The following is an 18116-nucleotide window of genomic DNA, read 5'->3' as shown; positions in this document are numbered from 1 at the left end:
CAATCCGGGAGGTGAGCATATGCCGGGAATCACCCTGAAGAACGGCCTCATTTCCTACTACGGAAACCCGGCCGGATATACAGAAAAAGAAAAAGCGGTGGTGGACAGCATCTTTCAAAATGACGAGCTGACCGCATGGCTCAAAAGCCGCAGCCTGACCCCGCAGTGGACGGACGGCGTGATGGAACGGCTTGCCGCGGGGGAACGAATGGGCGGCATGAATGAGTCCGCCGCACCGCTGAAAAATGTGCGCGTCTGGCAGCTGAAGCCGGAAACGGATGTGTATAGGAAGTTTATCTCTTATGAGGAAACGGTGCGGCAGTTTGGAGAGCCGTCCCGGGAGCATTACCGGGTCGCCTATGACGGGCAGCTTGACACCAACGATCTCGAAGCCATCTACACAAGGTGCAACGTGAATCACCCGCCTGGCTATGACGGACACTCCCTGTCCATGTCCGATGTGGTGGAGCTGTATGACGCAGAGGGCAGCGAATTCCACTACTGTGACCGCTTCGGATTTCAACAAATCAGCTTCGGGGAACCGGAGCAAACCCAAACCATGGGCATGAGCATGTAGACAGCCAGAAGCTGTTTTTTTCATGCCCTCATTTTATGAAGGAGGCCAAAATGAAAAGTCTATTTTGCAAGCTGAAGAACAAGCTCGGTGCGGCTGCTGTGAAAAGCCGCTCCATTCTCGCAGGGAATGCCGGGGACGGCTACATTGACACCGCGATCAAAATCCTGATTGCAGTGGTTTTGGGCGCTTTGCTCCTCGCGGGGCTGTATGCCCTGTTCGGGGAAACGGTGCTCCCCACCCTGACCGAGCGCATCAAGGAGATGTTCAACTACGCCGGTTAACTGTGCCGGAAATCTTGTGAAGGAGGAAAAAACCATGCCTAAGAACACGACACCGGCCGCACCCAAGTACGATGTGAAAATCCACTCCATCCGTCCGGAGGGCAGCTGCAAGGCCACCGCCTCGGTCAATGTCTACGGCGATTTTGCCGTGCGGGGCATCAAAATTATGGAGGGCTCTAAAGGGCTGTTTATCTCCATGCCAAGCTATAAGGCCGGAAACGGCGAGTACAAGGATATCTGCTTTCCCTGCACCAAGGAGGCCAAGGCAGAGTTTGACAAGGCGGTCCTCGGCGCTTATCAGCAGACGCTGACCCAGGGGCAGACCGCCGCGCAGAAACAGGAATCCTCCGCCCAGCAGGAGCAAGGTCAGCCCGTCATGGGCGGAATGTAGGAGGCGCTTATGAATAAGAAAATGAAACGGCCGCTGTGCCTTGCCCTCACTGTCTGCCTTGTGCTTTCCCTGCTTGCGGGCAGCGCCTATGCGGTAAACCGGTATTTTGAGGATGCCAAGGGGCATTGGGCGGAGGAAGCCATTCAGATCCTGACGGAAAAAGGCGTCATCAGCGGCTACCCCGACGGGCTGGCGCACCCGGATGAAATCATCACCAGAGGGGAATTCGCCGCCTTGGTTGCCAGAACCATGGAGCTGCCGGAGCCGGAGGAAAGCGAGGTCACCCTTCGCTTCACCGACATTGCCGGACATTGGTCGGAGCAGGATGTTGAGGCGCTCATTATTGCGGGAATCATCCAAAAGGACGATTTCGGCACGAAGTTTTTACCGGATCAGCCCATCACCCGCATGGAGATGATCCGCATGCTGGTGCGTGCCATCGGCAAGGGCGAGCATGACGCCTCCTGCTCCTGCGTCACCGGCTTTTCCGACGACGATACGCTTTCCGAATCGGACAAATCCAGCATCTGCACCGGCAAGGAATACGGTATCGTAGACGGCTACCCGGACGGCACGGTCAAGCCGGACGGAAAGGCCACCCGCGCCGAAGCCTTTGAAATGCTGGTGGATACGGAAAAGGCCAAAGAAAAAATCAAGAAGGAAGAACCGCCCAAGCCGACTGTTCCCACCAAGCCGGAGGATAAGCCCTCCGATGGGAATTCCGGCGGGGGCAGTTCTGGCGGCAGCAGTTCCGGTGGCGGTTCTTCCTATGTTCCCGCCCCGCAGTTTTCATTTACACTGCCCAAAACCGCGTATACTGCCGATGAAATTGAAATCAAGCCGGAAAGCCGGTATGTAAGCGATTTGACATGGTCAGCCCTGAAAAACGATCTGCCTGCCGAGCTTTCAGAGCTGACAGACGGTACCCTTGACCACAACGGCGGTAAAGTGAAATTTATGCAGACCGGCAGCATCACCCTGATTGCCACGGCCAAAAACAGCCGGGGCGTCACGGTGACCCATGAGCAGACCATCAGCATCTACCCGGTTGTGACGGCGGCGTTCGCTCTGCCCGAAACCACCCATACCGACAAATCCGTGGCGGTGAAGCTGATGACCGAAAACCTCGGTACCAATGCGGTGGTATGGTCGCTCGAAAAGGATGGCACTGCCGTCGATATCGAAACGGCTCTCACCGGAACGCTGGATTCCACCGGCGGCACGGTGCTGTTCAAGGAAAAGGGCGTATACAAGCTGACCGCCTCGATTACGGATGAGCTGGGCAAGGTTATCACCGCACAGGATAGCATCACGGTCTACCCGGTAGCGGAGGTCAAGCTGACACTCCCAACCGTTTCTCATACGGATAAAACCGTGGCGCTCAAGACAGAAACAAAAGAAACGGACGGCCTCACAGTGGCCTACACCCTGACCCGGAACGGCGAGCCTGCCGAAACCGACACATGGATCGAAGGAAATCCTGCTGACGGTAGCATCCGATTCAAGGAAAAAGGTGTGTATGCGCTGACCGCCTCTGTCACCGACGATACCGGCAGAGTGTTTTCCGATACCGCCCATATTACCGTCTACCCGGTAGGTTCGGCGGGCTTCTATCTGCCGGAAATCTTCCACACCGACAGCACCGTGATGGTGGAGGCAGTGTTCGGGGAAATCGGCAGCCATACCGCAAATTGGACGCTGCTCCGTGACGGAAAAGAAGTATCCCTCACCGATGCGGTGGAGGGTACGCTGGGCAACAGCGGCGGTGAGCTGAAGTTTCATGCCAAGGGCAGCTATGTTCTGAAAGCGGAATTCACCGACGACGGTGGCAGAACCTACCGCTACGAGCAGGGCTTCAAGGTGTATCCTGTGCCTGCCGTCAGCTACAGCCTGCCGGAGTATGTTCACACCGATACGGATATTGCGGTCAAAACCGAAACCACTGATTTGGACGGCCTCACCGTCGAATGGCTGGTGGACAACACCTACGGATTTCAGGACTGGCCGACCTATGTGGACGGAACGCTCACAAACGGCGGCGGCACGATCCGCTTCAAACGGGCCGGTGTCTATGAGCTGGCAGCCAGAGTCACCGATGAAACCGGCCGTGTATTTCTGTACGAAAGCCATGACAAATGCGAGGTTCTGCCTGTGCTGACCATCGGCTTTGAGCTTCCCGAATTTGCCTATACCGATACCGCCATCGACCTCAGAACCCACGGCAACAATCAGGTTCTGCCGGTGGAGTGGTCCGTCAGCAAGGACGGCAAGAGCATTCCGCTCTCCGAGGCGTTTGACGGCAGCCTCACCCCCCAGGGCGGCAAGATTACCTTTAAGGGCGACGGCGAGTATGTTCTCACCGCTGCCATGACCGATTACCTGAAACGCAGATATTCCCACAGCGAAAACATTCGCATCCACCCTGTGGTGCAATATGCATTTACCATGCCGCAGGCTGTTCACTACGGCACGGAGTTTGAAGTTGCCGCAAAGGATGTCCGGCACCTCGGCAGCTATTCCGTTGTATGGACACTACAAAAGGACGGCAATCCCTCACAGTATCAGGGCACCCTCGGCAATGACGGCGGCAAAATCGCTATCCATGACACCGGCACATTTACCCTGACCGCCTCTATCACCGACAGCGAAGCGCGTGTCACCACCCATTCGGAACGCATCACGGTCACCAACACCGCGCCGAATGTCCCTGTGGTAGAAGCCGTACCCACCCGTACCGCCAAGGCCGGCAAGTTTCTTGTGAACATCACCGCCAGTGCCACAGACCCCGATGGGGATGCGGTGACCTTGGAGTATGCGGATACTGCGGCCGACAGCTATTATGCGCCGGGTACTCACACCATAAAAGTTCGTGCCAAAGACATTGCCGGGGCGTATTCTGCGTGGACGGAAAAGACCTTCACCGTGACCAATGCCGCGCCAACCGTTATCCTGACCGCCGAGCCGACCCGCACGGCGAAAGATGGCAAATTCCTCGTCAATATCAGTGCAAAGGCAGCGGATACGGACGGTGACGCCACCACGCTGGAATGGGACAACAAGGCGGCGGATGGCTACTATGCGCCCGGTACCCATACCGTAAAAGTTCGTGCCAAGGATATCGCCGGGGCGTATTCCCCATGGACGGAAAAGACCTTCACCGTGACCAATGCCGCGCCCACCGTAACCCTGACTGTCGAGCCGACCCGCACGGTGAAAGATGGCAAATTCCTCGTCAATATCAGTGCAAAGGCAGCGGATGCGGACGGCGATACCACCATGCTGGAATGGGATAACAAGGCGGCAGACAACTACTATGCGCCCGGCACCCATACCGTAAAAGTCCGTGCCAAGGACATTGCCGGAGCATATTCCCCTTGGACGGAAAAGACCTTCACCATCACCAGCTCCGCGCCTACGGTTACCTTGACTGCCACTCCGACCCGTACAGCCCAAAGCGGCAAATTCCTTGTGAATATCAGCGCAACAGCCTCTGACTCGGATGGCGATCCCACTACACTGGAATGGGACAACAAGGCGGCGGACGGCTACTATGCCGTTGGCACGCACACCGTCCGTGTTCGCGCCAAAGATGCTACCGGGCTGTATTCCGATTGGGTATCCAAGACCTTTACCGTGGCAAACTCCGCCCCGACAGCGCCGATGATTACCCGAACGCCGAACGGCAACAGTGTGGCACCGGGAACGCCGGTCACCATCACGGCAGCCAGCTCCGACCCGGACGGCGACCCAGTCACCCTGATTTGGGAGGGCAGAAACGCCGAAACCCAGACCTACCCCCGCGGAAAGAACGTGGTGCGTGTCAAGGCGGTGGATTCCGCAGGCGCCGAGTCCCCGTGGGCCGCTATCGTTTTCTTTGTGGCGGATTCCAACGGCGGCGGTGGCATGACGCTCACAGGCCCGGATTCCGTGATCATGGAAAACGGCATCGAAGGCGCCACCATCACCGAATACACCTTTACGGTGCCGCCCGTCAGCGGGCACAGCGGCTCCGACTTCGGCAGGGTGCGCGGCTACAACAAGCTGACCGGCCAGTGGGATCAGCTGGACTACGGCACCACCTCCAACGGCATCACCTTCACCCGTACCCTCGGCGCAGGCGTATACACGCAGCTGGAGTTTTATTATTATACCAACCACTCGTGCATGTACAACAAATCCAACATCACCTACTCGGTGACGTACCACTTTGAATAAGGGGGAACATCCATGAAGCATCTCATTTGCAAGCTGAAAAGCAAGGCGGTCATGACCGCCGCCAGAACCCGCCGCGTCCTTTCCGGCAGCCGCGGGGACGGATACATTGACACCGCCATCAAAATCCTGATTGCCGTGGTCTTGGGCGCTCTGCTCCTTGCGGGGCTGTATGCTCTGTTCGGGGAAACGGTGCTGCCCACCCTTGTGCAGCGCATTAAGGAAATGTTCAACTATGCAGGCTGATAGCACCCTTCAGGCGGTGCTTTTTTTCTGTCTGCTGCTGGCGGCTTCTGTGTGGGATCTCCGCAAGCGGATTATCCCGGACAGCATCTGCCTCCTGATTGCACTGACGGGGCTGATTGATTTCAGCCCCGTCAATCTTTTAGGCGTCCTTGCGGCACTGCCCCTGCTGCTTGCCGCCCTGTACAAGCCGGAGGGCATCGGTGGCGGGGATATCAAGCTCACAGCCGCCGCAGGCATGGTGCTGGGCTTTGTGGGATGCACGGCCGGGCTGCTGCTCGGCCTGACGGCATCCCTCTTTTTTTATCTCATAAACCAGCTCATCAGACGGCTTCGCAAGCTGGAGCCGCAGAAAGCGTCACAGGCATCTCTGCCTATGGCGCCGTTTTTGTCCCTCGGCTTTCTTGCCGTAACCATTTCAAAAATTTTAGGAGGAATTGTCTCATGAAAAAAATCCATATCAGCAGAAAAAAGGCCCTCGTCGCTGCCGGTATCGCCGCCGTTACGCTGGCCGCCGCCCTGATCCCCAAGGCTGTGAAAGCAGTGAAACACCGCAGATACAGCTCCAGTTTCTAAAATCACCATGAAATCAAGGAGGAAAAATCTATGAGCCTTTTCAAAAACCGCACGGTGGTCGGAGTGATCTGCATTCTTTTGTCCCTGCTTATCTGCTTCGGCGTGACGCCGCTGTTTAACCAGTCGGTCAGCCAGAAAACCGAAATCGTCCGCGTCGTGAAGGAAATCAAGGCAGGCGAGGAAATCACCAAGGAGATGGTGCAGACCGCGGAAGTGGGCGGCTTCGGACTGCCCGAAAATGTTCTTCGCCAGAGCGAATCCGTTGTGGGCAAGTACGCCACCGCCGATCTTTCCGTTGGTGACTATATCTTAAACACCAAGCTATCCGACACCCCGGCGGCAGAAAATACCTATCTGTACAACCTGGACGGCACCAAGCAGGCCATGTCGGTCACCATCAAGAGCTTTGCCAACGGACTGTCCGGCAAGCTGGAAAGCGGCGATATTGTGTCGGTGATCGCCCCGGATTACAAAAAGCAGGGCTCCACCGTGATCCCCGCCGAGCTGAAATATGTGGAGGTCATCGCCGTCACCGCAGGCAGCGGCTATGACGCCAACCAGCGTGACGCTGGACCCGATTCGCCTTCGGCGGAGAATGAAAAAGAACTTCCTGCAACCGTGACCCTGCTGGTATCCCCCGAACAGAGCAAGGTGCTGGCAGAGCTGGAATCGGACGGCAAGCTCCACCTGTCCCTTGTTTACCGCGGCACACCCGCCAACAGCGCCAAGTTTATCGAGGCGCAGGACAAGGTCGTTGCGGCACTGTATCCCGCGGAGCCGGTGCAGGACAGCGCTCCTGAATCTCAGGAACCGGAGGAAAGCACTGCATCCGAAGCGCCTGCGGAAAGCGAGGTGCAGTGATGCTGAACTTTAAGAAAAAGGGCATCTTCACCCGCCAAGTGCCAAAGGAGGATGCCTCGCCGGAGCAGGAGCCGCAGGAAGGAATCCTTGCCGTTTGGGGCTCCCCCGGCAGCGGAAAGACCGTCACTGCCGTGAAGCTTGCAAAGCACCTTGCCGACCGGAAGAAAAACGTGGTGCTTCTTCTCTGCGATATGACCGCCCCCATGCTGCCCTGCATCTGCCCGCCCTCGGAGCTTCAGGGCGAGCATTCGCTGGGCAGTATTCTTGCCGCCGCCCATGTGACGGAGCCGCTCATCAAGCACAATCTGGTGACGCTGAAAAAGCACAAATACCTCACCGTCCTCGGCATGAAAAAGGGTGAGAACGAGTACACCTACCCGCCCTATGAGCAGACTCAGGCACAAGAACTTCTGGATAATCTGCGAAAAATCGCCCCTTTCGTGGTGGCGGACTGCGGCAGCTATATCGCCAACGACATCCTTTCCGCCGTGGCGCTCATGGAGGCCGACAGCGTCCTGCGCCTTGCAAACGCCGATCTGAAATCCGTAAGCTATCTTTCCAGTCAGCTCCCATTGCTCCGGGATTCCAAATGGGATGCGGAGAAGCAGTACAAGGTTGCCGGGAACGTGAAGCCCCGGCAGGCCGGGGAGCAGATCGGACAGGCGCTGGGCTCCGTAGCCTTTACCCTGACCCACTCGCCGGAGCTGGAGGAACAGTACCTTGCCGGGAATCTGCTGGCAGATTTGTCCTTAAAGGACAGCCGCCAATTCCGCAAGGAAATAGAAAAAATTACAAGGGAGGTATTTGGTATATGAAAAGCTATCGTTCCAAATCCCCCTCGGAGAGCATGGGGGGCACACGGGGGGAACTGGTTCCCACCCGTGAGGCGCACTGTGAGCAAAGCGAACCATGCAGCTTTCGCAAAAGCTGCGCGCGCCAAAAGGAGGTGTTCGGCATATGAAGTTGGGCAAAAAACGAAGCGCACCGGCATTTCAGAATAAGGCGGCACGCACAGAAAAAAACGGCAGTCATCCGTTATCCACAGAACCAGAGCTGATCACCGAAGTCGGAAATACCTCCGAACCCACGGCTGAGAGGTTTGCAAACTTGCAGTTCGGTTCCGATGTGGATGTTTTGAATCCGCCGGATGAGCAGGAAGCCGCGCCGTTGCGTGACAACCGCACGCTGCGTGCGCATGGTCTGTTCTTTACCCCGGAAACGGAGGGAAAGGATTTCTCCTCGGTGCTTGCCGAGGTGCAGGAGTACATCTCCGAACATTACAGCACCCTCATCACCGCAGGCGGCGAGGATGCCAAGGCGCAGCTCAAACGCTACATCACCAAGTACGTCCAGGACCGCCGTGTCTCGGTAAACGGCATGAGCGGCGGCAAGCTGGCGGACGCCCTCTACACCGAAATGGCGGAGTTTGGATTTCTGACCAAATACATCTTCGGGAGCGGCATTGAGGAAATTGACATCAATTCGTGGAAAGACATTGAGGTGCAGTATTCCGACGGCCGCACCGTCAAGCTGGAGGAACGCTTTGAAAGCCCCCAGCACGCTGTCAATGTGATTCGAAGGATGCTCCACATCAGCGGCATGGTTTTGGATAACGCCAGCCCCATCGTGTTGGGGCATCTCAGTAAAAATATCCGTATTGCCGTCTTGAAAAGCCCCATTGTGGACGAGGATGTGGGTGTGGCGGCCTCCATCCGTATCGTAAACCCGCAGAGCATGAAAAAAGAGGACTTTGTCCGAAGCGGCACGGCGACAGACCCTATGCTGGACTTTTTATCCCTTTGTGTCCGTTACGGCATCTCGGTCTGCGTGGCGGGCGCCACCAGCTCCGGTAAAACCACCGTGGCAGGCTGGGTGCTGACCACCGTACCGGACAACAAGAGAATCTATACCATTGAAAACGGCTCCCGTGAGCTGGCTCTCGTCAGAGAAAAGGACGGAAAGGTGGTCAATTCGGTCATCCACACCCTGACTCGTGACAGCGACAATGACCGCCAGCGCATCGACCAGACCAACCTTTTAGACTATGCCCTCCGTTTCAACCCGGACATCATCGTGGTGGGCGAGATGCGCGGCGCGGAGGCAAACGCGGCGCAGGAGGCCGCCCGAACCGGCGTGGCGGTGCTGACCACCATCCACTCCAATTCCTGCGAAGCCACCTATCGCCGCATGGTGTCCCTGTGCAAGCGCGCCGTGGATATGTCCGATGCGACCCTCATGGACTATGTCACCGAAGCCTATCCCATTGTGGTGTTCTGCAAGCAGCTGGAAAACAAGCAGCGCCGCATGATGGAGATTCAGGAATGCGAAATCCTGCCCGACGGCACAAGGCGTTTCCGCCCGCTGTTCCAGTATGTCATCACCGAAAACCGCATGGAGGACGGCAAATTCATCATTGAGGGGCACCACGAGCAAGTCAATACCATCTCGGACAGCCTTGCCAAGCGGCTTCTGGAAAACGGTATGCCGCAGGCGGTCATTGAGAGCCTGAGGAGAAAGGAGGCACAAATCGCATGATGACGGTACTGTTAATCGCCTGCATTGGAATGATTGCAGGCTCTTTTATTTTGCTTGGGCTGACACCCATGGCGTTTACAACCGCCATCTTCGGCAGGCTGACTGATCAGCCCAAAGCCCTCCGGGATGAGGTCAATGAAACCATCCGCAGGAAAAAGAAATCCTATCTGCGCCGGGAGCTTGCCGAGGTGCAGTCTATCCTCAAGGTCACCGGCAGATCGGCACGCTTTCCCATGCTCTGTGCCTTGTCCCTGCTGTTCTTTGCCGTGGGCGCGTCCGTGGCCGTGATGCTCTCGAACTTTTTTCTGGTTCCTGTCATGGCGGCGGGCTGTATGCTCCTGCCGTTCTGGTGGGTGAAGCTCACGGCCAGCCACTTCAAAAAGGACATTGCGGCGGAGCTGGAAACGGCGCTCAGTATCATCACCACGGCCTACCTCCGAAACGAGGACATTCTGACGGCGGTGGAGGAAAATCTCCCGTACCTGAACCCGCCGGTGCTGTCGGTATTTCAGAGCTTTGTGTCCCGTGTGCGGCTGGTTGACCCCGATGTGACGGCGGCGCTCCATGATGTGAAAATGAGAATTGACAACACGGTGTTTCAGGAATGGTGCGACGCCCTCATTGCCTGTCAGCACGACCGCAGCCTGAAAACCACCCTGACGCCTATTGTCAGCAAGCTTAGTGATATGCGGGTGGTCAACGGTGAGCTGGAAACCATGGTGTTCGAACCGAGAAAGGAATTCATCACCATGGTGGTCCTTGTCATAGGCAACATTCCGCTCCTGTATTTTTTGAATCAGGACTGGTACCACACCCTGATGCATACCCCGCTGGGGCAGGTAATCCTGACCATCTGCGCTGCCGTGATTTTCATTTCCACGGCGTTTGTGATCAAGCTCACCCAGCCCATCGAATATCGAAGATAAGGAGGAACCCATGACAATCTATCTGTTTTTATTTGGAGTCCTCCTGTCGGCGGGACTCTTTTTCATTGCCGCCGATCTGCTGCATCTGCCCACCCTTGCAACCCAAAAGGCGATGCTGTCAGCAGGAAAGCAGGCCAAGGCCAAGCCCAAAACCACCGATGCCCTGCTGCGGAACGCCGCCGTCCGGCTCTCCCGGTATATCCGCATGGATGCGTACAAGAGAAGCCGGATGACAAATGTGCTGTCGGCGGCGGGGCTTTCCGACTCACCGGAGCTGTTCACCGCAACGGCTATTGTGAAGGCGGCGGCTATCGGGCTGTGTATCATTCCCTGCCTGATGGTTCTGCCATTGCTGGCGCCCATTGTACTGTTTACCGCCGTGCTGGTCTATTTCAAGGAAATCCGCAAGGCGGACGAGGCGCTGGCAGCCAAGCGCGGAAAAATCGAACAGGAGCTGCCCCGTTTCGTTGAGACCGTCACTCAGGAGTTGAAAGCCAGCCGGGATGTGCTGTCCATGCTGGAGAATTTCAAGAAAAACGCAGGCGAGGACTTTGCGGCGGAGCTGGACATCCTCACGGCGGATATGCGTTCCTCCAGCTATGAGGCGGCGTTAACCCGCTTTGAGGCAAGGTTCAATTCGCCCATGCTCTCGGATATTACCAGAGGGCTGATCGGCGTACTGCGCGGGGACGACGGCGGGATGTATTTTCAGATGCTGGCCCACGATATGAAACAGCTGGAGCTTCAGCGGCTGAAAGCGCAGGCCATGAAGATCCCGCCGAAAATCCGGGTGTTCTCCTTTGCCATGCTCATGTGCTTTCTCATGACCTACATGGCGATTATTGTCTATGAAATCATCACATCCCTTTCCGGGATGTTCTAACAGGGAGGTGTAAACCAGATGACAGAACAGGAAATGATGACGCTTCTGCGGAAAAAGCTGGACAGAGGCATGGCGCAGTATCGAAAGGAATGGCAGCAGAAACCGGCCTCTGAGCTGGTAGAGTTGGCGAGTGAAATTGCCGCTGTGAAGTTTGTGTACGGAGAATTATCCGGCAGCAGCTATTCGGCTGACTATATGGAATACCTCCTGCGCTTCGAAAACCCGCTGGAGGTGGTAAAGGATCAGTGGATATCCGAGCAGACCGTGGATTTCAGCGAGGAACTCACCCATGCCCTTTGGACGCTGTGGGACAAGGGCGAATCGGAAGCAGAGTATACCCTCGACCCGGAATATGCGCCTGTTTCTGCGGAGGAAGTGAGAATCACGGTGCGGGAATTTATTGAAGCGCACCCGAACGCAGCGTTTGACATGATGACGCCCGGCGGTTATGTGTACCTGACGCCGGAAACTGCACAGCTTCTGCTCTCCGGCCAGAGTGTGAAAGGAAACCCCGGCAGCGCTGAATTTGCCAGAGATGTCCCCGCGGATGAACTGCTGGAGCAGGAGATTTGCACTGCTGATTTCAGCAAGGGCGCATGGCGTATCTTAAGTGACCACAACCCGGAACCCCGGCAGGAGCAGGGGCCCTTTGAGCGGGGGGTGACCATGTGCTGAGAAAAATCCTGAAAAACAAGCGCGGCGAGGGCTATATCGACGTGGCCGTGCTGGTGCTGTGCGCCATGCTGGTTATTGCCCTTGCCGTGAAGGTGTTCCCCGTCTACATCCAAAAGCAGCAGCTGGACACCTTCGCCACGGAGCTCATCCGGGAGGCCGAAATTGCCGGACAGGTGGGCAGCGAAACCAGCCGCCGTGAGCAGCTTCTGCGGGAAAAGACAGGGCTTTCTCCCAGCGTGGAATGGTCTGAAACCGGCAGAATCCAGCTCAATGAGGAAGTCACGGTAACGGTCACCTACCAAACCAACATCGGGCTGTTTGGCGGCTTCGGCTCGTTCCCGATTACGCTGAGAGCAGATGCGGCGGGAAAGAGCGAGGTTTACTGGAAATGACGGATAAAATCAAGCAAATTTTACGGAGAAAAGACGGTGCGGGCTTTCCTCTCATTATCGCAATTACCCTGTCGCTGGTCATGATCTTCACGGGCATTTCAGAATACTTCCGTCTGATGATTGTGGCGCAGGGTGTGCGGGATGCAGTGCAGGCCGCCGTCATCTCCACCGTGGTGGAGAATTACGATGATGTGTACCACGGTGTGCGGGAGGGCTATTCGGGCGCTTACCAGCCCTATGCCGGAGATTTCGAGGAAAGTCTCGATTACGGCGATATTTATGACCGGCTGGACAACATCCTTGGACTCTCTTATAGCAGCGGATACCATGAAAAGCGCACGCCGGACGGCAAGCTGGAGTTTAAGGTCTGGAATCTGGAGGTGGACATCCGAAACGCGCCTCTTGCATCGGGTGACCAAGCTTCCGCCCGTTTTGAAGCGGACAGCACCATTCTGCTGGAGGTTCCCGTATCCTTTGGCGGGAAGCTGCTGCCGCCCATGACCATCAAGGTCAAGACCAGCGCCGGATACACGCCTAAATTTTGACTGTTATCAAAAAGTTTTCTATAATAACAGTAGACTTCCGGAAACGTTCATGGTAGGGTGTGAAATAACAAGAGGCTTATCAAAATATGGTAAATAGGAGGATGCTCTTATGAAAAATATGAATCCCAAAATGAAGAAGTGGCTGGCTGTCGCCGGGGGACTTGCCCTCTGCGTGATACTGGTGGTGCTGATCGGGCAGCGGTTCCAGACACCCAATCCGGTGGATGCGCCCCTCCCGTCCCAAAGCTCCGAGGTGAGCGATGTGACGGTAGACCCGTCCGGGCCGGACAGCACAGAGAAAGAAAAAGAGGTCACCGTAACTCCGCCCGATACCACCCAGCCGGTGAGCACCGACAACGGCGCGGTTTCCAGCGGCACGGAGCAGACCATTCAGGGCGATGTGAGCAAGCCGGAATATACCGAGGAACAGCTTCAAGACCCCACACAGAAGCCCAACGGCGAAAAGGTCACCGAGCCTCCCGCGGCAGTCGACCATGACAAGGTGGAACAGCCGAAGGAAACCCCGAAACAGGAATCCTCCTCTAAACCCAGCAATGGCGGAAACAGCATTCCTGGCTTTGATAACGTGCCAAACTTGGGCGAAAATCAAGTGATTGAGGGAAAAAGCGATGGCGACATCAACAAGCAAGTCGGTACGATGGACTAAAACTTAATACAATATATCCCAAGAGCACGGTTGAAAAATACCGTGCTTTTATTTTGCAAAAACACAGGAGGGCAAAATGAAAAAATTACTTTTGAGAGCCCTGCCGCTGTTCCTCGTTTTGTGTCTGCTCTGCCCGATGACTGCGCTTGCCGACACCGGCGGCAGCGGAAACATTGACGGCGGTGGCGGCGGGATGGGTCAGGGAACCAGCACCAATTCATGGAGTCCCGGTAATGAAGGTGTACGTGTCACGGTGGTTCGCGCAAGCGACCATGCGGTAGTTACTACTCCCATTGATTTAAGCAATAAGTCCCCATCATCTTCGATTTATCATTTCGGAAAGGTCAGCAAAATACAGTACAACAATGGCAGGAACTTGCAAGCTGTCCAAGGCGGTTATACCACCATAAAACCACCTCAGGCAATTCCAAAAGTTATCAGTACCAATGGCAGCAATAATATTGATGCACTCAAGAAATACTTTTGCTCTGAGTTTTTGGTGCAACTCATCGCAAATCACACTGGCATGGACTACGATGTTCTGATTGGCGGTGAGTACAAGTTGCTCCTTGAACCCTTTGCCTTTTATAAATTTGAGGGCAATATGTTTGCCACCACCGCTACTGAAGCGGCGCTCTATGATGAGCAGACCAGCGGCCTGTTAAGGCGGCGCATGGTATCCCTAACCCACAAGAATCTGCCGCTGGCCATGTTCCTGGAGGTAAGCGATCTCGGCTATCCCGCATGGGGAGGCAGCAAAACCAGCGCCGCCACCAATGCGGATATCAAGTCCAGCCTTGGGCTTGGCATCGTCCGCTTTGAGGAAAAGCCGGAGGAACCGCAGATTGACGCCTACGATTATGAGTACCGGGTCAACACCGACGTCATCACGGCGGTGCGCATCAGCGGTGGCCAGTCCGACCCTGACAGCCCCACCCGTGTCAGCTTCAACATTGGCGGCCAGACCTACAACGTGGGCAATGTTTATTACCCTGAAGGCGACAGCCAGCTTGCGTGGGTGAAATGGAGAACCCCTGATACCGAGCAGAACATGACCATTGAAGTGACGGTGTCCGGCCCCGGCAGCACGGCGAAAACGACCCTCAACGTAAAAATCGTTGACCTTGATAAGAACCCGCCGCCCAATCCCGTAGCCGATGACCGCAATGACAGCTTCTCCCGCACTTCTGTTCCAAGCAGAGCGGTGAAAAGCACGGCAAGCTGGAGTGTCTGGCGCCCGTGGTGGCAGGAATATTGGGTATGGCATGGGGATGATGAGGACGGATACTGGTGTGACCATGGATGGTGGGAATTTGATCTGGATCGCTACAGCGCCAGTCTAACCGCAGCCATGAGCATCCAGTGCGATGATAAAAATCCCACCGCCAGCGGAAGAGTTATGAAGTCAGGATACGGTATCAACCAGACCGTCACCGGGAGTGTCAGCTCCAGCCAAAGCTCGGCGGTTACCCAGCCGCAGAATGCGGTCAGCTATTTCCCTGAATTCGGCTACGAAGCCTACTGGCGGCTCTTGGATCGTATGGGATCGGGGCGGTTTGAATTTCAGAAAAATCCCTATTCCACCTACAAGAATCGGACTCATTTCAGCCCCATCTGGATGCTGGACGGCGCCTATACCGTCAACACATGGCTCATAGATGCGTGGACGCCCGATGGGATGCTGTCCGCCAACCTGACCGACAGCCTGACTATCCGCGGCAATCTGTGGCAGGATTGGCACGCCGGTCCCATCCAGCCGTAAAGGAGGGACGAGGATGGCATATGAACGCATTGAGGCTCCAAAAGGCAGCGTGTACCACTACACAAAAACGGATCGGCTGGAGGCAATTCTCAAGGATGGCCGCATCCGGCGGTTCGGAGATCGGGAGTGCTGGTTCTGCACCTCTCTTGCAGATACCCTGCGGCTTATGGAAATGACCGTCATGCAGGAGGGGCATCCTTACGTGGATGTGCAGGGCTTCTGGCGGAAATACCCCGCTTTTGTGCCGGAGGATTATGTGATTCTCCAGCTGGAGCCGCGCTATCAGAACGGCGATTGGGTGCGCTGGAATCAGGAGCTGCCGCCCGGCTGTTCCGCTGAGCTCCTTGCACAAGCGAAGGAATTCAGTGCGCTGAAAAAAGGATTTCGGGGCGACCTGAAGTTTTACCAAAACCCGCAAGTGCTTGCGGTAGCTCCGCTTTTGGAGGAACAGACTCCGGGCATGGACATGACCATGCAGCTATAAAAACAGAAAAAGAACAAGGCGGCGGGAGCGATCCTGCGGCCTTGTTCCTCATTTCGGAAAGGTGGTCTTTATGAAAAGATATAAAAAAATCGCGCTGGCACTCACGCTCGTTCTCATGGTAAGCCTGCTGTTTGGCACAACCGCTTTTGCGGCAAACGGCGACGTGGCCGGGGCGATTGAGGGAACGTGGAACGATGCCTCCGGGCAAATCAAGACGGTGGTCAACAAGGTGGTGTTCCCTGCAATCGACTTGATTCTGGCGGTGTTTTTCTTTGCCAAACTTGGGATGGCGTACTTCGATTATCGCAAACATGGGCAGTTTGAGTGGGCGGCGCCCGCCATTCTGTTCGCCTGCTTGGTGTTCACTCTCACGGCGCCGACCTATATCTGGACTATACTCGGGATGTGACTGTAAAACAAAAAGTAGGCAACCCGAGCCTGATAGCAAGGTTTGCCCATATTTTCATAGTAATCGTGATTAGTTTTGGTAGAACCGATTTAGTCTCAATAAGCTGTCTGCTCATTTGGTTCATACAGAATATTTGTTAAACAAAATAGGCAATAATGCTTTACTCCATTGATTTGATCAGAACAACCTTTTCCCATCTGAAATATCAATATCGAGCTCTTTTGCCACACTGTTTTGCTTAAATGGATTTATTTTTTCCACTACACCGTCACGTTTGAAAAGTGAGCCTGTATTCTTGAACCAAAAGGTTACATCTGCTGTTACGCATTGTTCACGGATATTAAGTACCCAATCATAATCGCACATACGGGCTTCTCGTCCTGTTTCGCCGCCAACGGTAACATGGTCTATGCCATCAAGATATGGTGTTAAATCTATCGCTTCTAAAAGTGGGGCGCAGGCAATAAAGCGCCGCTTTATCGGATAGGATAAAAAGAGCGGAAGCCTGTAATCGGCGAGTGTTTGATTTTCGGCAGTACAGCCAATATTCACATTGTCATAGCCTGTACCCCAATCAGACGGAAGCGATTGGGGGAAACGGTCAATTCGCTTTGTTAAAATCAAGAAATCAATATCTGTTCTTTCCTTGATGATAGCCCAAATGTCTTTACGCCACTCGTCTGCTTCTGGCAGGAAAAAGTCAGTCGCAAAACAGGTTGGAAGAATTTTGTTGCCTTTGATATTGTATTCTCCCTTTGCATTTTTCCTTGCGGGCCAATCAAATTTATCTGTTTTTTGTATTGTGCTTTGACCATAGCGTTTTGCATACGGCCCATAAAAATAGCAATTTGTACAGCCATCACTTATCTTGTAACAGCCTGTCCATGGCTCCCAGTTCATAGTATTCCTCCTCTTGGATGGGTGAAGCCGATGATGGCAGAAACGCACCGCTTGTCAAGTGCAGCGTTTGAACGTCACCGTCTGTGCCTTCATGGAGATCTTATCCACCTCATAGCCGTAGACGGGCAGCTCCTTCTTGAAGGTTAAAAAGGCGTGGTCGATGGGAAAGCCCAGAATCTGTTCAATCTCGGCATAGGTCAGCGCGAAGCTGTTCTCCGTGCGTTGACCTATCGCCTTCCAAAGCGGCTCATATTTACTCATTGTCCGTCTCCTCCAATCTTGTTTGGAATAAAATAGCGGCTTTGGTTTACCAAAGCCGCCGTGTATCACATACTAAAGCCTAACGCATACTGTTTTACAACCTCAAGAGGGAACATTGTGCGTGTAGCAACTTCTTCTGCCGACATGCCTTGATTAAAAAAGCGTTTGATAACCGTGGTCATATCCTCTGCAATTTCTACAATGTGCTTGTCGGGGTCATATACCCGAATATCACGCTGCCCCCACGGGTATTCTTTGATTTCGTGTACCCACTGCAAACTGGATATGCTTTTTAGTTTGGCGTATACCTTGTCTAAATCTTCCACTTCAAAATAAACTTGAAAGTTGTGCGATTGCTCTTTCACGCTATCGACTGATATGCCAACGAGTTCGGCATATCCTTGTTGCAGAGAAAACCCCTCAAAGGTCACATGTACGCCAATATCCATTACCGCGTTTTGATGAAGCACCTTTTCATAAAAATGTTTCGATGCGGCTATATCCTTAACCGCTAAAAGACAACCTTGATATTTCAT

At 54.8% G+C, this 18116-nt stretch carries 22 protein-coding genes; 19 read left to right on the top strand and 3 right to left on the bottom strand.

Features of this window, described 5'->3' with window-relative positions; translation table 11 throughout:
- Positions 1–19 precede the first annotated feature (19 nt).
- The 19 genes from EQM06_RS11270 to EQM06_RS11185 all read left to right on the top strand — a co-directional run bounded on the left by EQM06_RS11270 (position 20) and on the right by EQM06_RS11185 (position 16419).
- Positions 20–577 (top strand): YodL domain-containing protein, encoded by a 558-nt coding sequence (locus EQM06_RS11270; protein ID WP_018214026.1) that lies wholly within the window; start codon positions 20–22, stop codon positions 575–577.
- Positions 578–627: 50 nt separating this feature from the next.
- On the top strand, positions 628–858 hold the full coding sequence (locus EQM06_RS11265; protein WP_018214025.1) for a DUF6133 family protein: 231 nt from the start codon (positions 628–630) through the stop codon (positions 856–858).
- 34 nt (positions 859–892) lie between these two features.
- On the top strand, positions 893–1249 hold the full coding sequence (locus EQM06_RS11260; RefSeq protein WP_018214024.1) for a SpoVG family protein: 357 nt from the start codon (positions 893–895) through the stop codon (positions 1247–1249).
- A gap of 9 nt (positions 1250–1258) precedes the next feature.
- On the top strand, positions 1259–5464 hold the full coding sequence (locus EQM06_RS11255; protein WP_018214023.1) for an S-layer homology domain-containing protein: 4206 nt from the start codon (positions 1259–1261) through the stop codon (positions 5462–5464).
- 12 nt (positions 5465–5476) lie between these two features.
- Positions 5477–5707 (top strand): DUF6133 family protein, encoded by a 231-nt coding sequence (locus EQM06_RS11250; RefSeq protein ID WP_018214022.1) that lies wholly within the window; start codon positions 5477–5479, stop codon positions 5705–5707.
- Positions 5634–6152 (top strand): prepilin peptidase, encoded by a 519-nt coding sequence (locus tag EQM06_RS11245; RefSeq protein WP_456297962.1) that lies wholly within the window; start codon positions 5634–5636, stop codon positions 6150–6152. Before EQM06_RS11250 ends, EQM06_RS11245 begins: the two co-directional genes overlap by 74 nt.
- Positions 6149–6280, top strand: a complete 132-nt coding sequence (locus tag EQM06_RS13295; RefSeq protein WP_018214020.1) for a hypothetical protein — start codon at positions 6149–6151, stop codon at positions 6278–6280. Before EQM06_RS11245 ends, EQM06_RS13295 begins: the two co-directional genes overlap by 4 nt.
- A 30-nt stretch (positions 6281–6310) precedes the next feature.
- Positions 6311–7141 carry a Flp pilus assembly protein CpaB gene (cpaB, locus tag EQM06_RS11240; RefSeq protein ID WP_018214019.1) on the top strand — a complete coding sequence of 277 codons (831 nt, stop codon included), beginning with the start codon at positions 6311–6313 and terminating at the stop codon, positions 7139–7141.
- Positions 7141–7956: an ATPase AAA gene (locus EQM06_RS11235; protein WP_018214018.1), complete on the top strand. Its 816-nt coding sequence runs from the start codon at positions 7141–7143 to the stop codon at positions 7954–7956. The genes cpaB and EQM06_RS11235 overlap by 1 nt, the downstream gene beginning before the upstream one ends.
- Before the next feature lie 142 nt (positions 7957–8098).
- Positions 8099–9676 carry a type II/IV secretion system ATPase subunit gene (locus EQM06_RS11230; protein WP_128746470.1) on the top strand — a complete coding sequence of 526 codons (1578 nt, stop codon included), beginning with the start codon at positions 8099–8101 and terminating at the stop codon, positions 9674–9676.
- Positions 9673–10602, top strand: coding sequence for a type II secretion system F family protein (locus EQM06_RS11225; RefSeq protein WP_018214015.1), 930 nt, complete (start codon positions 9673–9675; stop codon positions 10600–10602). The genes EQM06_RS11230 and EQM06_RS11225 overlap by 4 nt, the downstream gene beginning before the upstream one ends.
- A 10-nt stretch (positions 10603–10612) precedes the next feature.
- The gene (locus EQM06_RS11220) at positions 10613–11485 is read left to right on the top strand and encodes a hypothetical protein (protein ID WP_018214014.1); all 873 of its coding nucleotides are present in this window, start codon (positions 10613–10615) and stop codon (positions 11483–11485) included.
- A gap of 36 nt (positions 11486–11521) precedes the next feature.
- Entirely contained in the window at positions 11522–12160 is a 639-nt protein-coding gene (locus tag EQM06_RS11215; RefSeq protein WP_230974966.1) for a DUF3848 domain-containing protein, read from the top strand.
- Positions 12154–12552: a DUF4320 family protein gene (locus EQM06_RS11210; protein ID WP_018214013.1), complete on the top strand. Its 399-nt coding sequence runs from the start codon at positions 12154–12156 to the stop codon at positions 12550–12552. Before EQM06_RS11215 ends, EQM06_RS11210 begins: the two co-directional genes overlap by 7 nt.
- Entirely contained in the window at positions 12549–13097 is a 549-nt protein-coding gene (locus EQM06_RS11205) for a hypothetical protein (protein WP_018214012.1), read from the top strand. Before EQM06_RS11210 ends, EQM06_RS11205 begins: the two co-directional genes overlap by 4 nt.
- 109 nt (positions 13098–13206) lie before the next feature.
- Positions 13207–13764, top strand: a complete 558-nt coding sequence (locus EQM06_RS11200) for a DUF6550 family protein (RefSeq protein ID WP_018214011.1) — start codon at positions 13207–13209, stop codon at positions 13762–13764.
- 76 nt (positions 13765–13840) lie between these two features.
- Positions 13841–15526: a hypothetical protein gene (locus EQM06_RS11195; protein ID WP_018214010.1), complete on the top strand. Its 1686-nt coding sequence runs from the start codon at positions 13841–13843 to the stop codon at positions 15524–15526.
- 13 nt (positions 15527–15539) lie between these two features.
- The gene (locus EQM06_RS11190) at positions 15540–16010 is read left to right on the top strand and encodes a hypothetical protein (protein WP_018214009.1); all 471 of its coding nucleotides are present in this window, start codon (positions 15540–15542) and stop codon (positions 16008–16010) included.
- A gap of 70 nt (positions 16011–16080) precedes the next feature.
- Positions 16081–16419, top strand: coding sequence for a DUF3852 domain-containing protein (locus tag EQM06_RS11185; protein ID WP_018214008.1), 339 nt, complete (start codon positions 16081–16083; stop codon positions 16417–16419).
- 177 nt (positions 16420–16596) lie between these two features.
- Here EQM06_RS11185 and EQM06_RS11180 read toward each other — a convergent pair whose 3' ends face one another.
- The 3 genes from EQM06_RS11180 to EQM06_RS11170 form a co-directional block, all read right to left on the bottom strand.
- Positions 16597–17319, bottom strand: coding sequence for a DUF5131 family protein (locus tag EQM06_RS11180; RefSeq protein WP_018214007.1), 723 nt, complete (start codon positions 17317–17319; stop codon positions 16597–16599).
- Positions 17320–17373: 54 nt separating this feature from the next.
- Positions 17374–17580 (bottom strand): hypothetical protein, encoded by a 207-nt coding sequence (locus tag EQM06_RS11175; RefSeq protein WP_018214006.1) that lies wholly within the window; start codon positions 17578–17580, stop codon positions 17374–17376.
- 65 nt (positions 17581–17645) lie between these two features.
- On the bottom strand, positions 17646–18116 hold the full coding sequence (locus EQM06_RS11170; protein WP_018214005.1) for a VOC family protein: 471 nt from the start codon (positions 18114–18116) through the stop codon (positions 17646–17648).

Origin of the sequence: Aminipila luticellarii (assembly GCF_004103735.1) — a bacterium.
In the GTDB taxonomy this organism is placed as follows: Bacteria; Bacillota; Clostridia; order Peptostreptococcales; family Anaerovoracaceae; genus Aminipila; species Aminipila luticellarii.
This window is presented reverse-complemented; position numbering and strand designations above follow the sequence as displayed.